The sequence below is a fragment of the Rubrivirga sp. genome, assembly GCF_965213695.1.
In the GTDB taxonomy this organism is placed as follows: Bacteria; Bacteroidota; Rhodothermia; order Rhodothermales; family Rubricoccaceae; genus Rubrivirga.
The window spans coordinates 412,376-430,766 of the sequence record NZ_OZ243912.1; the positions used below are offsets into that span (position 1 = coordinate 412,376).

The 18,391-nt window shown below is 73.5% G+C and carries 19 protein-coding genes and 2 tRNA genes; 11 read left to right on the top strand and 10 right to left on the bottom strand.

The window, feature by feature from the left end; translation table 11 throughout:
• The first annotated feature begins 78 nt into the window (after positions 1-78).
• The 5 genes from ACOOHE_RS01810 to ACOOHE_RS01830 all read left to right on the top strand — a co-directional run bounded on the left by ACOOHE_RS01810 (position 79) and on the right by ACOOHE_RS01830 (position 4,041).
• Positions 79-813 carry a hypothetical protein gene (locus tag ACOOHE_RS01810; protein ID WP_420456090.1) on the top strand — a complete coding sequence of 245 codons (735 nt, stop codon included), beginning with the start codon at positions 79-81 and terminating at the stop codon, positions 811-813.
• Positions 814-931: 118 nt separating this feature from the next.
• Positions 932-1,005 (top strand) — tRNA-Lys (locus tag ACOOHE_RS01815).
• Positions 1,006-1,107: 102 nt separating this feature from the next.
• A complete protein-coding gene (locus ACOOHE_RS01820) occupies positions 1,108-1,542 on the top strand; it encodes a hypothetical protein (RefSeq protein WP_420456091.1) in 435 nt (144 codons plus the stop codon).
• Between the two features lie 62 nt (positions 1,543-1,604).
• Positions 1,605-2,588 carry an SMP-30/gluconolactonase/LRE family protein gene (locus tag ACOOHE_RS01825; protein WP_420456092.1) on the top strand — a complete coding sequence of 328 codons (984 nt, stop codon included), beginning with the start codon at positions 1,605-1,607 and terminating at the stop codon, positions 2,586-2,588.
• A gap of 109 nt (positions 2,589-2,697) precedes the next feature.
• A complete protein-coding gene (locus tag ACOOHE_RS01830; protein WP_420456093.1) occupies positions 2,698-4,041 on the top strand; it encodes a GntP family permease in 1,344 nt (447 codons plus the stop codon).
• Here the strand turns inward: ACOOHE_RS01830 and ACOOHE_RS01835 are convergent.
• The 3 genes from ACOOHE_RS01835 to ACOOHE_RS01845 all read right to left on the bottom strand — a co-directional run bounded on the left by ACOOHE_RS01835 (position 4,038) and on the right by ACOOHE_RS01845 (position 5,707).
• Positions 4,038-4,412: a DUF2237 family protein gene (locus ACOOHE_RS01835; protein WP_420456094.1), complete on the bottom strand. Its 375-nt coding sequence runs from the start codon at positions 4,410-4,412 to the stop codon at positions 4,038-4,040. The two genes, ACOOHE_RS01830 and ACOOHE_RS01835, sit on opposite strands and share 4 nt — an antisense overlap.
• Before the next feature lie 25 nt (positions 4,413-4,437).
• Positions 4,438-4,848: a rhodanese-like domain-containing protein gene (locus tag ACOOHE_RS01840; RefSeq protein ID WP_420456095.1), complete on the bottom strand. Its 411-nt coding sequence runs from the start codon at positions 4,846-4,848 to the stop codon at positions 4,438-4,440.
• Positions 4,849-4,939: 91 nt separating this feature from the next.
• Positions 4,940-5,707, bottom strand: a complete 768-nt coding sequence (locus ACOOHE_RS01845; protein WP_420456096.1) for a sugar phosphate nucleotidyltransferase — start codon at positions 5,705-5,707, stop codon at positions 4,940-4,942.
• A gap of 120 nt (positions 5,708-5,827) precedes the next feature.
• Here ACOOHE_RS01845 and ACOOHE_RS01850 point away from each other — a divergent pair, with 120 nt between their 5' ends.
• Positions 5,828-7,480, top strand: coding sequence for a glycosyltransferase (locus tag ACOOHE_RS01850; RefSeq protein WP_420456097.1), 1,653 nt, complete (start codon positions 5,828-5,830; stop codon positions 7,478-7,480).
• On the opposite strand, the gene ACOOHE_RS01855 is transcribed toward ACOOHE_RS01850, so the two are convergent.
• The 5 genes from ACOOHE_RS01855 to ACOOHE_RS01875 form a co-directional block, all read right to left on the bottom strand.
• A complete protein-coding gene (locus ACOOHE_RS01855) occupies positions 7,477-7,860 on the bottom strand; it encodes a BLUF domain-containing protein (RefSeq protein WP_420456098.1) in 384 nt (127 codons plus the stop codon). The two genes, ACOOHE_RS01850 and ACOOHE_RS01855, sit on opposite strands and share 4 nt — an antisense overlap.
• A 27-nt stretch (positions 7,861-7,887) precedes the next feature.
• Positions 7,888-9,249, bottom strand: coding sequence for a glycerate kinase type-2 family protein (locus ACOOHE_RS01860; protein WP_420456099.1), 1,362 nt, complete (start codon positions 9,247-9,249; stop codon positions 7,888-7,890).
• A 126-nt stretch (positions 9,250-9,375) separates the two neighbouring features.
• The gene (locus tag ACOOHE_RS01865) at positions 9,376-9,663 is read right to left on the bottom strand and encodes a helix-turn-helix domain-containing protein (RefSeq protein WP_420456100.1); all 288 of its coding nucleotides are present in this window, start codon (positions 9,661-9,663) and stop codon (positions 9,376-9,378) included.
• 48 nt (positions 9,664-9,711) lie between these two features.
• Complete coding sequence (locus ACOOHE_RS01870) at positions 9,712-10,074, bottom strand: type II toxin-antitoxin system RelE/ParE family toxin (protein ID WP_420456101.1); 363 nt, start codon at positions 10,072-10,074, stop codon at positions 9,712-9,714.
• Between the two features lie 317 nt (positions 10,075-10,391).
• A tRNA-Leu gene (locus tag ACOOHE_RS01875) sits at positions 10,392-10,475 on the bottom strand.
• Between the two features lie 109 nt (positions 10,476-10,584).
• On the opposite strand from ACOOHE_RS01875, the gene ACOOHE_RS01880 reads away from it, so the two are divergent.
• From ACOOHE_RS01880 to ACOOHE_RS01890, 3 genes are all read left to right on the top strand, one after another.
• Positions 10,585-11,985 carry an alpha,alpha-trehalose-phosphate synthase (UDP-forming) gene (locus ACOOHE_RS01880; RefSeq protein ID WP_420456102.1) on the top strand — a complete coding sequence of 467 codons (1,401 nt, stop codon included), beginning with the start codon at positions 10,585-10,587 and terminating at the stop codon, positions 11,983-11,985.
• Positions 11,986-12,117: 132 nt separating this feature from the next.
• A complete protein-coding gene (gene otsB / locus ACOOHE_RS01885) occupies positions 12,118-12,819 on the top strand; it encodes a trehalose-phosphatase (RefSeq protein WP_420456103.1) in 702 nt (233 codons plus the stop codon).
• Positions 12,820-12,993: 174 nt separating this feature from the next.
• Positions 12,994-14,994 (top strand): glycoside hydrolase family 15 protein, encoded by a 2,001-nt coding sequence (locus ACOOHE_RS01890; RefSeq protein ID WP_420456104.1) that lies wholly within the window; start codon positions 12,994-12,996, stop codon positions 14,992-14,994.
• A gap of 565 nt (positions 14,995-15,559) precedes the next feature.
• Here ACOOHE_RS01890 and ACOOHE_RS01895 read toward each other — a convergent pair.
• Both ACOOHE_RS01895 and ACOOHE_RS01900 read right to left on the bottom strand, forming a co-directional pair.
• Positions 15,560-15,826: a hypothetical protein gene (locus ACOOHE_RS01895; protein WP_420456105.1), complete on the bottom strand. Its 267-nt coding sequence runs from the start codon at positions 15,824-15,826 to the stop codon at positions 15,560-15,562.
• A gap of 185 nt (positions 15,827-16,011) precedes the next feature.
• The gene (locus tag ACOOHE_RS01900) at positions 16,012-16,221 is read right to left on the bottom strand and encodes a hypothetical protein (protein WP_420456106.1); all 210 of its coding nucleotides are present in this window, start codon (positions 16,219-16,221) and stop codon (positions 16,012-16,014) included.
• Positions 16,222-16,415: 194 nt separating this feature from the next.
• On the opposite strand from ACOOHE_RS01900, the gene ACOOHE_RS01905 reads away from it, so the two are divergent.
• The gene (locus tag ACOOHE_RS01905; RefSeq protein WP_420456107.1) at positions 16,416-17,291 is read left to right on the top strand and encodes an acyl-CoA thioesterase; all 876 of its coding nucleotides are present in this window, start codon (positions 16,416-16,418) and stop codon (positions 17,289-17,291) included.
• Between the two features lie 223 nt (positions 17,292-17,514).
• Positions 17,515-18,189 carry a M23 family metallopeptidase gene (locus tag ACOOHE_RS01910; protein WP_420456108.1) on the top strand — a complete coding sequence of 225 codons (675 nt, stop codon included), beginning with the start codon at positions 17,515-17,517 and terminating at the stop codon, positions 18,187-18,189.
• The last annotated feature ends 202 nt before the right edge of the window (positions 18,190-18,391 follow it).

Here is an 18,391-nt window from a genome sequence, read left to right on the forward strand (position 1 = left end):
GGGGCAGGACGCACGCGACCGGCGCCGCCCGGATGGTCCGGGCGGCGCTTTCTTCCTTACTGACTCTCCCCTCTACCCATGCGTATCGCCTGTCTCTTCACGCTCCTTCTCGCTGTCGGCTGCGGGACCGACCCCGACGATCCCGCGGCCGACCCGACGGCCGAAACCGCCGACCTCCCGCCCGTAGCCGAGGCGCCCGACGACCTTGCCGCGCTCGGTAGCGAGTACGTCGAGACCCCACTCCAGAACGCGGCCGTCGACGTCCACCACGTCCGGCTCCCGGCCGGGGCCTCGCTCGCGGCCCACCGGGGTGGCGACCGCGTTGTCTACGCGCTCGACGCCTACACCCTGCGCTTCGACACCGACGGCGAGACGGAGGACCGGTCGTTTGCCCGAGGCGACGTCCACGCCCACGCGGCCGGCGTCCACTCGGTCGAGAACACAGGTGACACCGAGGCGGACTTCCTCGTCTTCGAGCGACGTGACGGCGTCCTCCCTGCCTCGGCGGCCGAGGGCGACACGCCGGCCCCCACGCCCGGCGAGGGGACGACCGACGAGGTCGTCTTCGACGGCGAGCTCGCCGAGGTCCACCGCGTCACGCTCCAGCCCGGCGCCCAGCTCCCGCCCCACCGGGGCTACGCCCGCGCGATCTACTCGCTCTCCGGGTACACGGTCGAGTTCTCCGGGCCGGACGGGACGCGCGAGCAGCGGTTCGAGCCGGGCCAGGCCCACTACCACGACCCCGGCGACCACACGGTCGAGAACGCGGGCGACACGGTCGCCGAGTTCCTCGTCGTCGAGTTTAAGCGATAGCCGCCCCGGCGCCCCGCTGGTTGCCCCTGCCGAGGCGGGGCGCGCACGGTCAGCGGAGCGATGACGCTTTCATAACGCCTCCGCTTGATCGGGCCGAGTGGCTCGGTACCTTGCGGGTGCCCCTATAGCTCAGTTGGTTAGAGCAGCGGACTCTTAATCCGCGTGTCGTAGGTTCAAATCCTACTGGGGGCACCCGGCAGAGCGGCCCCGGCGATATCGCCGGGGCCGCTTTTTGTTTGGGTCTGACGTACGGCCGTCAGCCGGTCTATAATTCGGGCTCGACTCCCACATCCGATGGAGACAGAGGCGAAATGGTGCAACCGCTGCGAGCGAACACTCCCGGTGGCGGCCTTCAGCAAAAATCGACGGCGGCCGGACGGTCTCCAGACCTACTGCAAGTCGTGCAAAGCGACGCTAGACCGGAGTTGGTACGAGCGGCGGGGACGCTCTCAGCGGGAGCGAAACCAAGGATACGTCACTCGCAACACACAGCATCTGTGGGACTACCTCCTCCAACATCCGTGTGTCGATTGCGGCGAGACGGACCCGGTCGTGTTGGAGTTCGACCACGTCCGAGGTGAGAAGGTGGGGTCTCTCTCCAACATGGTCCAGCGCCAGTTCAGCATTGCCAAGCTGGACGCGGAGATCGCCAAGTGCGAGGTCCGATGCGCGAACTGTCACAAGCGGAAGACGGCGCAGGAGCGGGGCTGGTATGCCCGGATCTCCTGACCACCTCGGCAGGCTCGTGGGGGAAGGCGCCGTATCCTCGCCCGACCCCCGTCCGCTCTGCCATGCTCCGCCCGCTCGTCCTCGCCGCCGTCACGCTCTCGGCCTGCGCCACGGCCCAGCCCGCCGGCGACCCCGCCGCCTTCCGCGCCCTCGTCCCGGCTGACGCCGCGGCCGAGGTGCTGGCCGAGGGGTTCGCCTGGTCCGAGGGCCCCGTCTGGCGCCCCGCCGAGGGCGACCTCCTGTTCACCGACGTGCCGGGCAACACCGTCTGGCGGTGGGCCGAGGGCGACGGTCTGTCGGTGTTCCTCCGCCCGTCCGGGCTGGCGGTCGGGCCCGGCCGCGACGCGAGCGTCGGCAGCAACGGGCTGATCCTCGATGCCGACGGCCGGCTCCTGCTCGCCGACCACGGCTCGCGCGCCGTTACCCGCCTCGACCCGGCCACCTACGTCCGCGAGGTGCTCGCCGACCGCTACGACGGCCGCCGGTTCAACAGCCCCAACGACCTCGTTTTGCACGCCTCGGGCGCCCTGTTCTTTACCGACCCGCCGTACGGCTTGGCCGGACAGGACGCCTCGCCCCAAAAGGAGCAGCCCCACAACGGCGTCTACCGCCTCGACCCCGACGGCACCGTCATGCTGCTCATCGACGATCTCACGCGGCCGAACGGCGTCGTCCTGTCGCCCGACGGGCGGACGCTGACCGTCGCGAACTCGGACCCGGAGCGCGCCATCTGGATGCGGTACCCGGTGCTCGACGGCGGCGCGCTCGGGCCGGGTCGCCTGCTGTTCGACGCGACCGAGTGGGTGGCGGAGGGCCGCCCCGGACTGCCCGACGGGATGGCGGTCGACGCCGACGGCACCCTGTTCGCGACCGGGCCCGGCGGCGTCCTCGTGTTCTCGGCGGCCGGCGACTACCTCGGCACCTTGGAGACGGAGAAGGCCACGGCCAACGTCACCTTCGGAGGGCCCGACGGGCGGATGCTGTTCCTGACCTCCTCGGACCGGCTCCTCCGGATTCCCGTGGCCACGCGCGGCCTGGGGCTGTGACGCGCGACGTGCGACCCCGGCGCCACGTTCGACCCCGGAGGGCGTGGCACGCCACGCCCCTACGGGTGCCGGGGATGGGGGCCTGTGGGTCGCTGGACTCGTGTCGCCCATGCATCCGCTGATCATCCTCGCCGTCGGGATGGCGACCGTGCTCGGGCTGATCGTCGTCGGCCGGGTCCATGCGTTCCTGGCGCTGCTGGCGGCGGCGCTCGTCGTGAGCCTGCTGGCCGTCGGGCCGACGGGCGAGGCGGTGGCCGCTGTCGCCGAGGCGTTCGGGGCGACGGCGGCGTCCATCGGCATCGTGATCGCGTTCGCGGCCGTCATCGGCAAGGCGCTGACGGACAGCGGCGCGGCTGACCGGATCGTCCGGGCGTTTACGGGCGAGGGCGACGGGCGCGTGGCGCCGGCACTCGCGGGGAGCGGCGCCGTCCTGTCGATCCCGGTCTTTTTCGACACCGTGTTCTACCTGCTGGTGCCGCTCGCGAGGTCGGCCGCGCGGACCACGGGCCGGCACTACCTGAGGTACCTGCTGGCCGTGGCCGGCGGCGCCGTCATCACGCACGCGCTCGTCCCGCCGACGCCCGGGCCGCTCGTGACCGCCGCCGAGCTGGGCGTCGACTTGGGGACGATGATGGCGGTCGGGCTCGTGATCGCCGTCCCGTGCACGGCGACCGTGCTCGCGTTCGCGCGCTGGGCCGACCGCCGGATGCCCGTCGCGCTGCCCGACCCCGACGACCCCGACGCCGCCGGCATCCCCGAGGCCGCCCCGCCGCCAGCCGTGTTGCCCGGGCTGGCCGCGTCGCTGGCGCCGATCGTGTTGCCCGTCGTCCTGATCACGGCGTCGACGGTGGCCACGGCGCTGGACCGGCCGGTCGGGTGGCTCGCGGCACTCGGCAACCCGAACCTCGCGCTGGGGCTGGCGACCGTCGCCGCGCTCGGCGTCTGGATCCGCCAGCGGCGGCCGAGCCGGGCCGAGGTGGCCGCCTCGGTCGAGGAGGCCCTGATGTCGGCCGGCGTCATCATCCTGATCACGGCGGCCGGCGGCGCGTTCGGGGCCATGCTGCGGGCGTCCGGCGTCGGCGACGTGCTGGCAGCGCTGGTGGGCGACGGCGCGGGCGGGTTCGCGCTGCTCGGGCTGGCGTTCGGGACGGCGAGCCTGCTCAAGATCGCCCAGGGCTCGTCGACGGTCGCCATGATCACGACGGTCGGGCTGGTCGGCGGGGCGGTCGCCGGCGTGGCCCTGCCGTTCCACCCGGTCTACCTCGCCACGGCCATCGCGAGCGGGTCGCTCGTCGGCTCGTGGATGAACGACAGCGGGTTCTGGATCTTCGCCAAGATGGGCGGGCTCAGCGAGGTCGAGACGCTCCGGACGTGGACGCCGCTGCTGGCCGTCGTCGGCGTGGTCGCGTTCGCGACGACGGTGCTGCTGGCGCTCGTGGTGCCGCTGGTCTAGCCGGTGTGGGCGTGCGCCTGGAGGTCGTCGAGGGAGACCGCGCGCAAGGCCCGCTCGTGCGTCGCCTCCAGCACGACGGGCGGGGCGACGCCCCCGTCGAGGGCCTCCTTCCACCGGCTCACGCACAGGCACCAGCGGTCGCCCAGCGCCAGGCCGGGGAAGCGGAAGCCGGGTCGGGGCGTCGTCAAGTCGTTGCCCTTCGACGCCGTGTAGTCGAGGAACGCGGCCGTCATCACGGCGCAGACGACGTGGGTGCCGTGGTCGTCGGGGCCGGTCTCGCAGCAGCCGTTCCGGTAGAAGCCGGTGAGCGGGTCGCGGCCACACTCCTGGAGCTCGCCGCCGAGGACGTTTCGGGACGGGAGAACCTGCATGGCGTCGGTCGGGGGGGAGGCGTAGTCAACGGGCGCCGGGGGACGCCGGGTCCGGTCCGTCGCTCGATCCGCCCTCGGTGTCGTACCCGGCCTCGGTCCACGCCCGCCAGCCGCCGTCCATCGACTCGACGCGGGTGTAGCCCATCGCCCCGAGGGACTGGGCCGCCAGCGCCGAGCGGTAGCCGCCGCCGCAGTAGAGCACGAGCGGCGCGTCGAGGTCCCGGAACGTGGACTCGGCGTCGCGTTCGAGCACGCCGCGCGCAACGTGGACGGCGCCGGGCAGGTGGCCGCGGTCCCACTCGTCCGCCTCGCGGACGTCGACGAGGGCGAACGGCTCGCCCGACGCCATCCGCTGGCGGACCGCCTCGACGTCGGTCTCGGTGATCTCGGCGCGGGCGGCGTCGACCAAGGCGAGGAAGCGGGGGCTGTGGGGCATTGGTTCGGCAGGTTGAGCGGGTAGGGCGGGTTCCGCCGGACGGATGGGGTGGAGTCAACCCGCGAGACCCGCTGAACCGGCCTCACCCTCATCAAACAAAATCCCCGTCGGCGACGACGGCGTTGGCCCGCTCCAGCCGCTCCAGCGTGCCGACGTCCAAGAACCGGTTGGGCTGGGCGTCGGTGCCGTCGAAGGCGGCGACGCGGGCGCCGTCGCGGGCCTGGGCGAGGTAGACGTCCATGACCGAGAACTTGGCCTCGTCGCGAGCTTCGATGGCGTCCAAGAGGGCGGGCGCGCAGGCCTGGACGCCGCAGAAGTCGACCACGCGGCCTTCCCCTTGGGCGTCGCGCATCCGCTTCGGCTCGCCGCCGTCGAGCGTGTAGCCGGCCAGCCCGCCGTCGTCGAGCAGGAGCGCGCGGTCGGTCCGCGCTGGGGCCACGGCCAGCGTCGCGATCCGGCCGTCGGCCGCGTCGCGCTGGGCGCGCCAGAGCGCCCCGAGATCCACGTCGGTCAGGATGTCGGCGTTGTGGACCAGGAACGGGGCGTCGCGGCGGAAAAAGCCGGCCGCCTTCTTGATGCCGCCGCCCGTCTCGAGCGGCCCGTCCGGCTCGTCGCTCACGACGACCTCGACCGGCTCGCCCGTGCCCGTCCGCCAGTCGGCGCCGTCGATGTAGGCCTGGACCTGGTCGGCGAGGTACGACACGTTGACCAGGACCCGGTCGGCCCCGGCGTCGATCAGGCGCCGCGCGACGCGCTCCAGCATCGGCACGCCGTCGACCTCGACCAGGGCCTTGGGCGTGTGGTGGGTGAGCGGGCGGAGGCGCGTGCCGAGGCCGGCCGCGAGGATCATGGCGTCCATTCGATGAGGGATGCGGGATGAGGGAGAGAGGAATGGGCAGAACCGGGCCCCGGCCGTGCCGTTACGCGGGGGGACGACACGCGGTCCCCCCCGCGGCGCCCCTTCATCCCTCCGTCCCCCATGCCTCCTCCCTCTCCCCGCCCCCTCGGCGTCGTCCACGGCTATGGGCTGGCGGGCGCCGGCTCGAACCTGTGGACCCGGGCCATCCTGCGGGCGCTCGCGCAGGGCGGCCACACCGTCCACGCCGTCTGCCAGGAGAGCGCGCCCGAGCGGTACGACTTCGTCTCGAAGGCCATTGCCTACGACGCCGACGGGGCGCCGCGCGTCCTGTTCGACCGCGACACGCCGACGCCGGGCCGCGTCGTGGTCCACCGGCCGGACCTCGACGTGCTGCCGACCTACGTCCGCCCGAGCACGCCGAGCGACTACGTGGTCTACATCCCCGACCTCGGCGACGACGCGGTCGAGGGCTACGTCGAGCGGAACGCCCGGGTGCTCCGGGCCGTCGCCCACGCCGAGGGCGTCGCCGGCTGGGTCGTCAATCACACGGTCCTGATGGCCGTCGCGGCGCACCGGGCGCGCCAAGCCGGCGGGGCGCCGTACGCCGTGCTGCCGCACGGGAGCGCCATCGAGTACGTCGTCAAACAGGAGGAGCGGTCGATGCGGCTGGCCCAGGCCGCGCTGGCCGGCGCCGCCCGCGTGTTCGCGCTCAACGGCGAGATGGAGGGCCGCATCCGCGACGTGTTCGGCGGGCTGGAAGCCAAGACCGGGCGGATGCCCGTCGGGACCGACACGTCCGTCTTTGAGCTCGTCGACCGGGCCGACCGGTCGGCGACCGTCGAGCGGATCGCCCGTGTGGTGGACGGCGTCGAGCGGGGCCGGCCCGCCGACGCGACGGCCGCCCTCCACGCCCGGCTCGCAGCGCTCGGCGACGCCCCCTCCGACGCCGACGTCCTGGCCGCGCTCCGCGCCGACTACCCCCGCTCGGCCCCCGACGCCGACGTCGAAGCGAAGCTCCGCGCCGTCGATTGGTCACGTGCGAAGACCGTCGTCTACGTCGGCCGGCTGATCGCGGCGAAGGGGCCGGCCGACCTGGTCCTCGCGCTCCCGCTCGTGGCCGAGCGCCACCCCGAGACCGTCGCGCTCGTGGCCGGGACCGGCGGGCTGAGGGAGGGGCTCGAAGCGCTGGTGTGGGCGCTGAGCGAGGGCCGGGGCAGTCTCGTCCGCCGGCTCGTCCGGCTGGGCGGCGCGCTCGAGGGCGGCGGCGGGCTCGACGCCGACCCGTTCTTCGCCGGCCAGGCGTTCCTCGACGGGCTCGACGCAGCCGGCACGTTCGACGACTACCTCGCCACGGCCCACCGCGCGCTCACGCCGGCGTCGGTCGTGTTCACCGGTTTCCTCGACCACGACGCGCTCGGCCCGCTCTACGGGCTGGCGGACGCCGGCGCGTTCCCGTCGGTCGTGCGGGAGGCCAGCCCGCTCGTCGTGCCCGAGAGCGCGGCGGCCGGCGTGCTGCCCGTCGGCCCCGACGTGGGCGGGATGGGCGACAGCCTGCGGACGCTGGCCGAGGGGCTGCCGCCAGAGGCCCGTCCGCTGGTGACCACGCGGCCGGAGGCCGAGCACCGGATCCCCGACCTGGCCGACCGGCTGGTCTCGGCGCTCGACGCGCCCCGCGCGTTCGCCGCCGACTTGCGCCGCGAGGCCGAGGCCCGGTTCGACTGGCGCGCCATCGCCGAGCGCCTCGCGGCCGAGCTATCGGCCCTCGGCGACTAGCCCAAAAGCTCCGCCGACGCGGCCTCGAACACGGCCTCCCCGATGGGCTCGAAGGCCATGTCCCACCCCGGGAACCGCCGGTCCTGCGCCGTCCCCTCGGTCACGACGCGGAGCGCGTGGTGCCGCGTGTCGGCCCGGACCCGGCCGACCACCCGCTCCAGGCCCGCACGCGGGCCCTCGAGGAACTGCGCGAACCGGACCGCCTCGTCCCCGTCTTCGAGCACGATCAGCTTGCCCGTCACGCCGCACTGCGCGTTGACCCGGCGGGCCGAGAGCAACAGGTCGGTGAGGTCGCGGTCCGAGAACGGGACGGTCGGGGTCGAGACGTACCCGAACGTTCGGAGCGGCGCCGACTCGTACCCGACGACGTCCCAACGCATAGTCGCAAAGGGGGTGGGGCCCCGAATCTAGGGCGCGCCGTCGGCCGGCTCCACGGGCGATCCCCCGGTTCGGGTGCCCGCCGTCATCGCCACGATCACGTCGGCCACGTTCGTGTGGGTCGGGCCGGTGCGGACGAGCGCGCCGGCGGCGTCGAGGGCGGCGTAGGCGTCGTTGTCGGCGAGCCGGGCGGCGGGGTCGAGCCCGGCCGCTCGGATGCGCCCGGCCGTGTGCGGAGAGGCCCACCCGCCCGCGGCGTCGGTCGGCCCGTCGACGCCGTCGGTCCCGAGGCTGAGCACGACGGCGTCCGTGTCGGCTCCGTCCAGGGCGAGCGCGGCGGCCAGGGCGACCTCCTGGTTCCGCCCGCCGCGCCCGGCGCCGGTGACCGCGACCGTCGTCTCGCCGCCCCACAGGCGGCACGTCGCCCGGGCGTCCGCACCGCGGACGGTCTCAGCGACGCGCCGGCCGACCTCGCGTGCCTCTCCCTCGACCGACGACCGGCCGACGACGGCGTAGCCCAGCCGCTCCGCCTCGCGCGCTGCCGCGTCGAGCGCCGTCCCGTTCGTCCCGATGACGAGCGTCGTCGCGGTTCGGAACGCCGGGTGGCCCGGCCCGGGCGACGCCGGCCGCTCGCCGGACCCCTCCGCCGCGAGGCGAGCGCGGACGGCCGGCGGCACGCGCCCGAGCAGCCCGGCCGCGTCGAGCACGCCGAGCGCGTCGTCGGCCGTCGTCGGGTCCGGGACGGTCGGCCCGCTGGCGATGACCGCGGGGTCGTCGCCGACGACGTCGGAGATCACGAGGGCCACGACTCGCGCAGGCGCTGCGGCGAGGGCGAGGCGCCCGCCCGCGATCCGGGACAGGTGCTTGCGAACGGTGTTGACGTCGTCGATGGGGACGCCGGCCGCCAGCAGGAGCCGGGTCGTCGCGCGGAGGTCCGCGAGCGAGACGCCGGGCGGAGGGAGAGTCCACAGCGCCGAGCCCCCGCCCGAGAGCAGCACGAGGACCAGGTCGTCGGGGCCGGCGGCTCCAGCGAGCGCCAGCGCCTCGGCAGCGGCCCGGGCGCCGGCCGGCGTGGGCACCGGGTGCCCCCCCTCGACCACTTCGATGCGGGCCGGCCGAGGCGTCGTGTTGGGGACGGTCGCCGGGTAGCCGGCCGGGACCACGACGGCGCCCTCAACCGGCACGTCCGCGAGTCGGGCGTCGAGCGCGCCGGCCAACGGGATCGACGCCTTGCCCGCACCGACGACCACCACGCGCCCGAACGTCCGGATCGGCCGGCCGGCCACCGCGTCGAGATCGACGTCCCTGAGCAAGACCGGCGCCTGGACGGAGCGGACGGCCGCGCCGAACACGCGGCGAGCGTCTCGGGCGAGGGCGTCGTCGGGGTGCATCGCCGTGGGGTGCCCGGAGAGGGGGCATTACGACTCGCCCAAAATCGGCATTCGGAGATCAGTGAGGGCCGATCCGAGAGACCGGGGTAAGGGTAGGGTGAAAGGTCAGCCCTCTGCCCGCCTGGCTCACCCGGTCGGGACGAGGTCGAACTCCGGGACCCGGAGCCCGGCGCGGTGGCAGAGGGCGAGGAGGAGGTCGGTCGAGAACTTGTCGAGGTGCCCGTTCTTGATCTCGGAGATCCGGGGGCGCGAGACGGCGAGGGCCTCGGCGGCCTCGGCCTGCGTGTCGAACTCGGCCACGTAGGACGCGAGCGCGGAGAGGAGGCGGGACTTGAACCGGAGGAGCTCGGCCTCTTCGGGGTCGAACCCGAGGTCGGCGAACACGTTGCCGGAGGAGCGGACGGGGCCGGGCATGGGGTCGGGGTGCTGGTACTGTGGCGTGCTGATCGTGCGGCCGGGCGACTAGACGAGGCCCTCGGACTCCCGCCAGTCCACGATCTCGCGGTAGCGGGCGGCGGCGAGGTCCTTCTGGCGCTTCGGGAGGTCGATCCCCTTCGTCGCCTTCTTGTGGACGACGTAGAAGCAGTAGACGGCCTCCGCGAACCGGGCGACGTAGAACGTCCGGTAGGTCTCGCTGTCGTGGTTGGTGGTGATGGCGTAGACCCCCCTGCCGACGTTGTTGATCGGCTTGGCGCTGCCGGCCTTCTGCCCGAGTTGGGCCTCGTCGAGCGCGAAGCCGACGCGCCGCCGGACCTCGTCCGGGCAGTCCCGGAGGACGTCGAGGGCGTCGGCCCAGAACTCAAGCGGCTTGCGGGAGGGGTTCATAGCGGGGAATCCTGCAATGTACGCAATCTCGTACAACCCGTTCCGGCCGGGCTCGGCCCGCCTCGACCTGCGCGGGCGGGGTTTCTGTCCGGACGGGAACGGTACTCGCCACGCCACCCCGCCAGCCGGAGCGGACGGGGGCGCGGCCAGTCTACCGGAGGACAGGCCGGACGCCGCCGTAGGCCGGGGCGGGCGGATGAAGGGGGATCTATGGATCCAACCGAGCTCGTCCAGTGCCCAACGAGACCCAAACCGCCCCGAACGCCAAAGAAGAGGCGGCACCCGGGGTCAACCGCGTGCCGCCTGATCGCGTTCGGTGCCCGGAGAGGGACTCGAACCCTCAAGGCCGTGAAGCCAGCGGTGTTTGAGACCGCCGCGTCTACCAGTTCCGCCATCCGGGCGCGCCGCCAAGCTACGCGCGAGCGGCGCCGTCGGGATCGCCCCGACCGCGCAGAAACGCTGAACAGCGTGCGCTCGCTGGCGTAGTGCCGGCCCCGCCTCCCCCCGCCCGTGTCGCTCGTCCTCGTCGCCAACCGCGCCCCGATCCGCCCGACGCCCGACGGGTGGGCCCCGAGCCTGGGCGGCCTGGCGTCGGCCCTGCTGCCGGTGCTCGAAGACCGGGGCGGGGCCTGGGTCGCCATGCGGGAGCCCGACGAGGACACGCCGCTGACGCAGACGTACCCCCCGGACGCGCCGGCCTTCACCGTCCGCCGGGTGCCCCTCGACGCGCCCGAGTACCAGGCGTTTTACCAGGGGATGGCCAACCGCGTGCTGTGGCCGCTGGCCCACTACCTCGTCGAGCACGTCGAGCCGGACCGGACGTTCCGCGAGGCGTACCGGGCCGTCAACCGGCGGTTCGCGCACGCCGCGCTCGATGTGGCCCGCGAGGCCGGCGAGACCGCGCCGACGTTCTGGGTCCAGGACTACCACATGATGCTGGTCCCGGAGACGCTCCGGGCCGGGATGCCCGACGCCCGGATCGGTTTTTTCTGGCACGTCCCGTGGCCGGCCTCCGAGGTGTTCCGCATCCTCCCGTCGGCGCGGGACCTGCTGCGGGGGATGCTGGGGTCGGACCTGATCGGGTTCCATACGGAGGGCTACGCCGAGAACTTCCGCGAGTCGGCGCGGGACCTGTTGGGGGCTGAGATCGACGGCGAGACCGTGGTCCTGGACGGCCGGCGCTGCCGGGCCGAGTCGCACCCGATCGGGATCGACGTGGCCCGGTTCGAGGGGCTGGCGCTCGCGCCCGACGCGGCGGCCCTCGCCGACGAGCTCCGGCACGACTTCGGCGGCGTCCAGATCGTGCTCGGCGTGGACCGGCTCGACTACACCAAGGGCCTGCTCCTGCGGATGGAGGCCTACGAGCGGTTCCTCGAGCGGTACCCCGAGCGCCACGGCGAGGTCACGTTCGTCCAGATCGCCACGCCCAGCCGGACCGGCGTGCCGGCCTACGACCGGCTCAAGCGCGACATGGACGAGGCCGCCGGCCGGATCAACGGCCAGTTCGCGCGCGGGGCCTGGACGCCGCTCCACTACCGCTACCAGTCGTTCGACCAGCCCGAGCTGGCCGCGTTCTACCAGGCCGCCGACGTCGCCTTCGTGACGCCGCTCCGCGACGGGATGAACCTGGTGGCCCACGAGTTCGCCGCCGTCAGCGGCGCCCGGGCCGACGCGGGCGGCCGGCCTGGGGCCTTGGTCCTGAGCGAGCTCACCGGCGCCGCCGACTACCTCGACGGGGCGCTCCTGGTCAACCCCTACGACGCCGACGGCCTGGCCCGCTCGCTCGCCGACGCCCTCGACCTCCCCGAGCCCGACCGCCGCGCCCGGCTCGCCCGGACGCAGGCGGCCGTGCGCGACCTCGACGTCCACGCTTGGGCCCGGCGGTTCTTGGAGTCACTGGATGAGGGATAGCTCGCTGGCGCTCGCGGGAACTGGGAAAGGGCAGAGGGAGCCCTCCGTGGGCAACCTGGCCTCCGAAGCTGGCGCGAGCCTTCGGCAGGGAGCAGATTCCACTCGTCCACTCGTCCACTCGTCCACATCTTTATGCCCCCCGTCCCCGACCGCCCGCTGCTCTTCCTCGACTACGACGGGACGCTCGCGCCCATCGTCGCCGACCCGGCGGCAGCCGTGCCGCACCCGGCCGTGCCCGACCTGCTCGCCGAGCTCGCCCAGGCCCACGAGGTCGTCGTCGTGACCGGGCGGGACCTGGCCGCGCTCGGCCGCCTGCTCGGGGCCCGGCTCCGGGCCGTCGGGCTCCACGGCGCCGAGGAGGGCTGGGCCGACGGGACCGTCGAGAGCCGAGCGGCCGAGGTCCACGCCGACGCGCTCGCCCGGCTCCGTGCGGACGTGCCCGACGCCGAGGGCGTCGTGGTCGAGGACAAAGGCGCCGCGTTCGCCGTCCACTACCGGGCCGCGCCCGACGCCGACGTGGCCCGGTCGGCACTCGAGACGTGGGCCGAGGCGGTGCCCGCCGGGCTCGTCCCGATCTGGGGCAAGGCCGTCGTCGAGCTCCGCGCCGAGGGCGTCTCGAAGGGGACCGCCGTCGCCCGGCTCGCCGCGGCCCACCCGGACCGGACGCCGGTCTACCTCGGCGACGACGTGACCGACGAGGACGCCTTCCGCGCGCTCCAGGCGCTCCGCACGCCGTCCGTCACGGTCAAGGTCGGGGAGGGCGAGACGGTCGCCGGCCACCGCCTGCCCGACGTCGAGGCCGTGGTCGCCTACCTCCGGCGGTTCCTGGCGTGAGCACGGAGAGCACGGAGAGCATGGAGAGCATGGAGAGCATGGAACGTGCGGGCCCCTGAGGTCGGGGTCAAGCCACTCTCCGCGCTCTCTGCGGGGCCAGCCGCGCCCTCTCCGCGAAGCGGTCCCCTCCGCCCCCGTTCACCGCGATCTTCCCGGTCCACCCCGCGCCCGCCTGTGACCGCTTCCCCCTACCTCCCCATCGGCGACTACGGACTCGTCGGCAACATGCGGACGGCCGCGCTCGTCGGCAAGAACGGGTCGGTCGACTGGCTGTGCCTGCCCCACTTCGACTCGCCGTCCGTGTTCGGGGGCATCCTCGATGCCGAGAAGGCCGGCCAGTTCCAGATCGAAGTCGACGGGGGCTACGCCTGCCGCCAGACCTACCTCCCGGACTCGAACGTGTTGGTGACCCGGTTCACGGGCGAGACCGGCGCCGCCGAGATCGTCGACTACATGCCGGTCGGCGAGATCGGGCCGGACGCGGGGTACCACCGGCTGATCCGCCACGTCCGCGTGTTGCGGGGCGAGGTCCAGGTCCGCGTCCGCGTCGCGCCGGCGTTCGACTACGGCCGGAGCCGGCACACGGTCGTGCTCACCGACGAGGGGGCCGTGTTCACGTCCGAGACCGGCGGCCCCGACGGGGGCCCGATGCGGCTGGGGCTCTCGACCGTCCGCACGTTGCACGTCGACGACGCGGACCCGGACCGGCCCGCGCTCGTCCGCGACTTCGCGCTCGAGCGGGGCGACCGGGTGACGTTGGAGCTCCGCTACCTCGACACCCTGGGCGCCCTCGAGGACCCGCTCTCGCGCGAGGCCGAGTACGCCCTGTTCCGCCAGACGACGGACTACTGGCGCGACTGGCTCGTCGGGTGCACGTACCGGGGGCGCTGGCGCGAAACGGTCCGCCGGAGCGCGCTCCTGCTCAAGATGCTGACCTTCGAGCCGACCGGGGCCATCGTCGCCGCGCCGACGACGAGCCTGCCCGAGCACATCGGCGGGCACCGGAACTGGGACTACCGCTACTCGTGGATCCGCGACGCCGCGTTCACGCTCTACGGGCTCTTGCGGATCGGCTTCACATCCGAGGTCCGCTCCTTTATCGGGTGGCTCCGCGACCGCTGCGAAGCCGGCCTGGCCGACGACCCGAACGGGCCGCTCCAGATCGTCTACGGCATCGACGGGCGGCGGACGCTGGACGAGTTCGAGCTCGACCACCTCGAAGGGTACCGGGGCTCAAAGCCGGTCCGCGTCGGGAACGGGGCCGCGGGCCAGCTCCAGCTCGACATCTACGGCGAGCTCCTGGACGCGGTCTACCTCTACGACAAGTACGGGACGCCGCTCGCGTGGGAGTTCTGGCAGGACATCGTGACCTACGTCGACTGGGTCTGCGCCAACTGGGACCGGCCGGACGAGGGGATCTGGGAGGTGCGCGGCGAGCGCGAGCACTTCGTCTACTCAAAGCTCATGTGCTGGGTGGCCCTCGACCGGGCCCTCCGGCTCGCCGACAAGCGGTCGCTGCCGGCCCCGCGCGACCGCTGGCTCGAGGCGCGCGACGCGATCTACACGGCCATCATGGAGCGGGGGTGGTCCGAAGAACGCGGCGCGTTCGTCCAGGCCTTCGGCGGGACGACGCTGGACGCCTCGAACCTGCTGATGCCCCTCGTCTTCTTTACCGGGCCCAACGACCCGCGCATGATCGCGACGTTGGAGGAGACGCTGAAGGCGCCCGAGGAGGGCGGTCTCACCTCTGACTGCCTGGTCTGGCGCTACAACACGGGCGAGGTCGACGACGGCGTGGGCGGCGAGGAGGGCGCGTTCAACCTGTGCTCGTTCTGGCTCGTCGAGGCGCTGGCGCGGGCTGGCCGGATCGAGCCGGCCTACCTCGAAAAGGCCCGCGTCATGTTCGAGAAGATGCTGGGCTACTCGAACCACCTCGGCCTGTTCGCCGAGATGACCGGCCTCAGCGGGCAGGCGCTGGGCAACTTCCCCCAGGCGTTCAGCCACCTCGGCCTGATCTCGGCGGCCTACAACATCGACCGGGCCCTCGACGAGCGCGGGCCGAGCCGGCGCTCGGGCCAGACGCCCGAGGCGCCCGAGCAGGCCCGGTCGGTCCCCGAGCCCCAGCACCCCGGCGCCGAGCCGGCCTCGCAGCCCGGCCCGACGGGGAGCCGTTAGTGTGATGCCAGACTGCTCGTGGGCCGACCCCCCGCTCCCCTCCCGGTCGCACAGCTCCCAGGTCGGGGAGTTGGCTGCGCCAACGCTTCGCGGTGTCCCCCTTGAAGGGCAGGGCCGATAACTTCTCATCCACCTACTTGTCATCCTGAGCTTGCGAAGGATCTCAGCGCCGGCGTTGGAGGCCATTGGAGTCGGCACGGCAAGTCTCCATCGTCCGAGTTGAGATCCTTCACTGCGTTGGCTGCGCCGTCGCTTCGCGGTCAGGATGACAAATCTGGAGGGCTTGAGGTAGGACTTAACGGCCCTGCCCTTGAAGGGGGACAGGCCGTCGGCCCGCTGTCTGCCGCGACGCAGGCGGGGAGCGGAGTGAGGGGCGGACGGACAGGGGGTCCGGCCCACGACCAAGGGTAGAGGATGGAGGGAGGGCACCCCAGGTGACCCTCTCTACCCTCTCCTCTCCATCCTCGCCACTCGACCAGACGACGGCTGAACGCTGCACTCGCCCAAACGCAGACCGCCCCGCCCACAAAGCGCGGGCGGGGCGGTCGGGCCGGAGCGGTCCGGGCTAGAGCGACGTGCCGTCGGTGGCCGGGGTCTCGGCGGGGGCGGCCATGCCCTCCTCCATCATCGGCTCCTCCGTCATCGGCTCCAGGGCCGCGTCGGCGTCGGGGGTGGCGAGCGAGTCGGCGACGAGGGGCTCGTCGATGACGGCCGGCTCCTCGACGACGGGGGCGTCGGTGGCGGGGGCGATGGCGTCGGCGGCCTCGTTGTCCGCGCAACCGGCGAGCGGGAGGGCGGCGACGGCGAGGGCAACGAACAGGGTCTTCTTCATCGGGGTGCGCTCGGACGAGCGCGGCGGGGGGGTGACACCCAACGGACCGGGATGGCCTGAAAGGCGCGCGAAGGTAGACCGCGAGGGGAGGTCGTTGGCAAGCGCTGGGCTCGTGAAATGACCGCGACCTCGCCCCGCACGAGCTTCGGCCCGAGGACGTCCGGTGCGGACCGGCGCGCGCGGGCTCACATCGCCGACGTGGTGTCGTCCGCCATCTCGCCCTCCGTCATCCCGTCCTCGTCGGCCAGGTCCTCGTCCGTCATCGGCGCGGGCACGACGACGTCGTCGGCCGGCTCGGTGACGACCTCGGCGGGGGGCTCGGCGACGGGGTCGGCGGCCTCCTCGGCGCAGCCGACGAGGGCGAGGGCCGCCAGCAAGAGCGGGAGCTTGGGCATGGGGGCGGGCGCAGGGCGCCGGTAGGGTGAGCAAGACGGGCCGGAGCGTCGCGGCCGGCGCAGGGACGGGCCGCCGCGCGTCGGTCAAGAAACCCGACGGGGCCATGGCGGGCAAGTCCGGCCCGTGAAAAGGCATCGACCCGCCCGCGTGGCCGGAGCCCCTCGGTTTCTTGCCGGTCCGCCCCGGACCCCCCATGACCGCGCTCGACGACCTCCTCGACCTCTTGGACCTCGAGCCCATCGAGGTCCGCATCTTTCGGGGGCGGAACCGGCCGCTCGCCAGCCCCCGCGTGTTCGGCGGCCAGGTGCTGGCGCAGGCGCTCGTCGCCGCCGGGCGGACCGTCGACGCCGACCGGCGGTGCCACTCGCTCCACGCCTACTTTATCCTCCCGGGCGACGTCGAGGTGCCCATCGTCTACGAGGTCGAGTCGTTGCGCGACGGCGGCTCGTTCACGACGCGGCGCGTGACGGCCATCCAGCACGGGCGGCCCATCTTCAACGCCTCGCTCTCGTTCCACCGCGACGAGCCGGGCCTCGACCACCAGGCCGACGCGCCGCCCGACGTGCCGGCGCCGGACGCGGTGACGTCCGAGCGGGACCTGGCCCTGGCCGTCGCCGACCGGATCCCGGAGCCGCTGCGGACGGTCTTGACGCGCGAGCGGCCCATCGACTTCCGGCCCATCGACCCCGCCGACCCGTTCCGGCCCCAACCCCGCGAGCCGCGCGCGGCGACGTGGCTCCGAGCGACCGGCGACCTGCCGGACGACCTCCTGATCCACCAGGCCGTCTTGGCCTACGCCAGCGACTGGGGCCTCCTCTCGGCCACACTCCTGCCCCACGGCCGGTCCGTGTTCGACGGGACGGTCCAGGCGGCGTCGCTCGACCACGCGATCTGGTTCCACCGCGAGTTCCGCGCCGACGCCTGGCTCTTGTACGCGATGGACGCCCCGACGGCGGCCGGGGCCCGGGGGTTCGCGCGGGGGGCCGTGACCGACGCCGACGGGCGGCTGGTGGCGAGCGTGGCCCAGGAGGGGCTGGTCCGGCCCGTCGACCCGAGCCGGCGGGCGTAGAAATACGGCGTGCCGTGTCCGCTGCAGACTCCCCCCGTCCGACCGCCCATCGCTCCGCTCAATGGGCGCTTGGGCTGTCCGCCTCGGCCCGAGGGGGACAGCGAGTCGGTCTGGGAGCCTGCGACCGGCCGACTCGCGGGGGGAGACTCAGCGTGTGCTCTTCGTAAGAGGAACCGATCCGGCCACTTCTACTCCCTGTATTCTGAGGGCTCACCCCCGAGCCATGCGCCTCCTCGCCCTCGTCGCCGTTCTGAGCCTCGCCGGGTGCCGGTTCGAGCCCTCGGCGGACGCCTCCTCCACCGGCGGCGCCGAGGCTCCCGCCGCCTGCGACTGCGCCGACGGCCGCGATGTGGCCGACGCCCCGCCCGACACGCTCGCGCCGCCTGTCGCCGCCGGCGACACGGCGCGCGTGACGCCCGACGCCGCGGGCGCGTTCGACCCGCCCGTCGAGCTCCGCCCGAACGTGAGCGCGGCCGGGCTCGCGATCCCCGTGGCCGGCGTCGAGCCCGGCGACCTGGTCGACACGTTCCAAGCGGCCCGGAGCGAGGGGCGGGCGCACGACGCCATCGACATCCTGGCCCCGCGTGGGACGCCGGTCGTGGCCGCCGCCGACGGCGAGGTCGTCCGGCTGTTCACGAGCGACAAGGGCGGGCTCACGGTCTACCACCTCGGCGCCGACGACCGGACCGTCTACTACTACGCCCACCTCGACGCCTACGCGCCCGGCTTGCGTGCGGGCCAGCGCGTCCGGCGCGGCCAGCCCGTCGGGACAGTCGGCGACTCGGGGAACGCGGTGCCGGGCAACACGCACCTCCACTTCGCCATCTGGCGGACGGCCGACCCCGCCGACTTCTGGGACGGCGAGCCGGTCAACCCGTACCCGCTGCTCGTCGAGTAGGAAACCCACGTTGTGCCTCCGGTCCTCGCGTCCGTTGGGACCGAGGACGGGGGACGGAGGACCGCCTGAGACTCGTCAGGAAAGCCGGTCTCCGGTCCTCCGTCTCCGGTCCTCCGTCTCCGGTCCTCCGTCTCCGGTCCCACCGCCTCTTCCGGTTCAGACACAACTCGGGTTAGGGAGTGTGTGGGGATGAGTGTGTGGG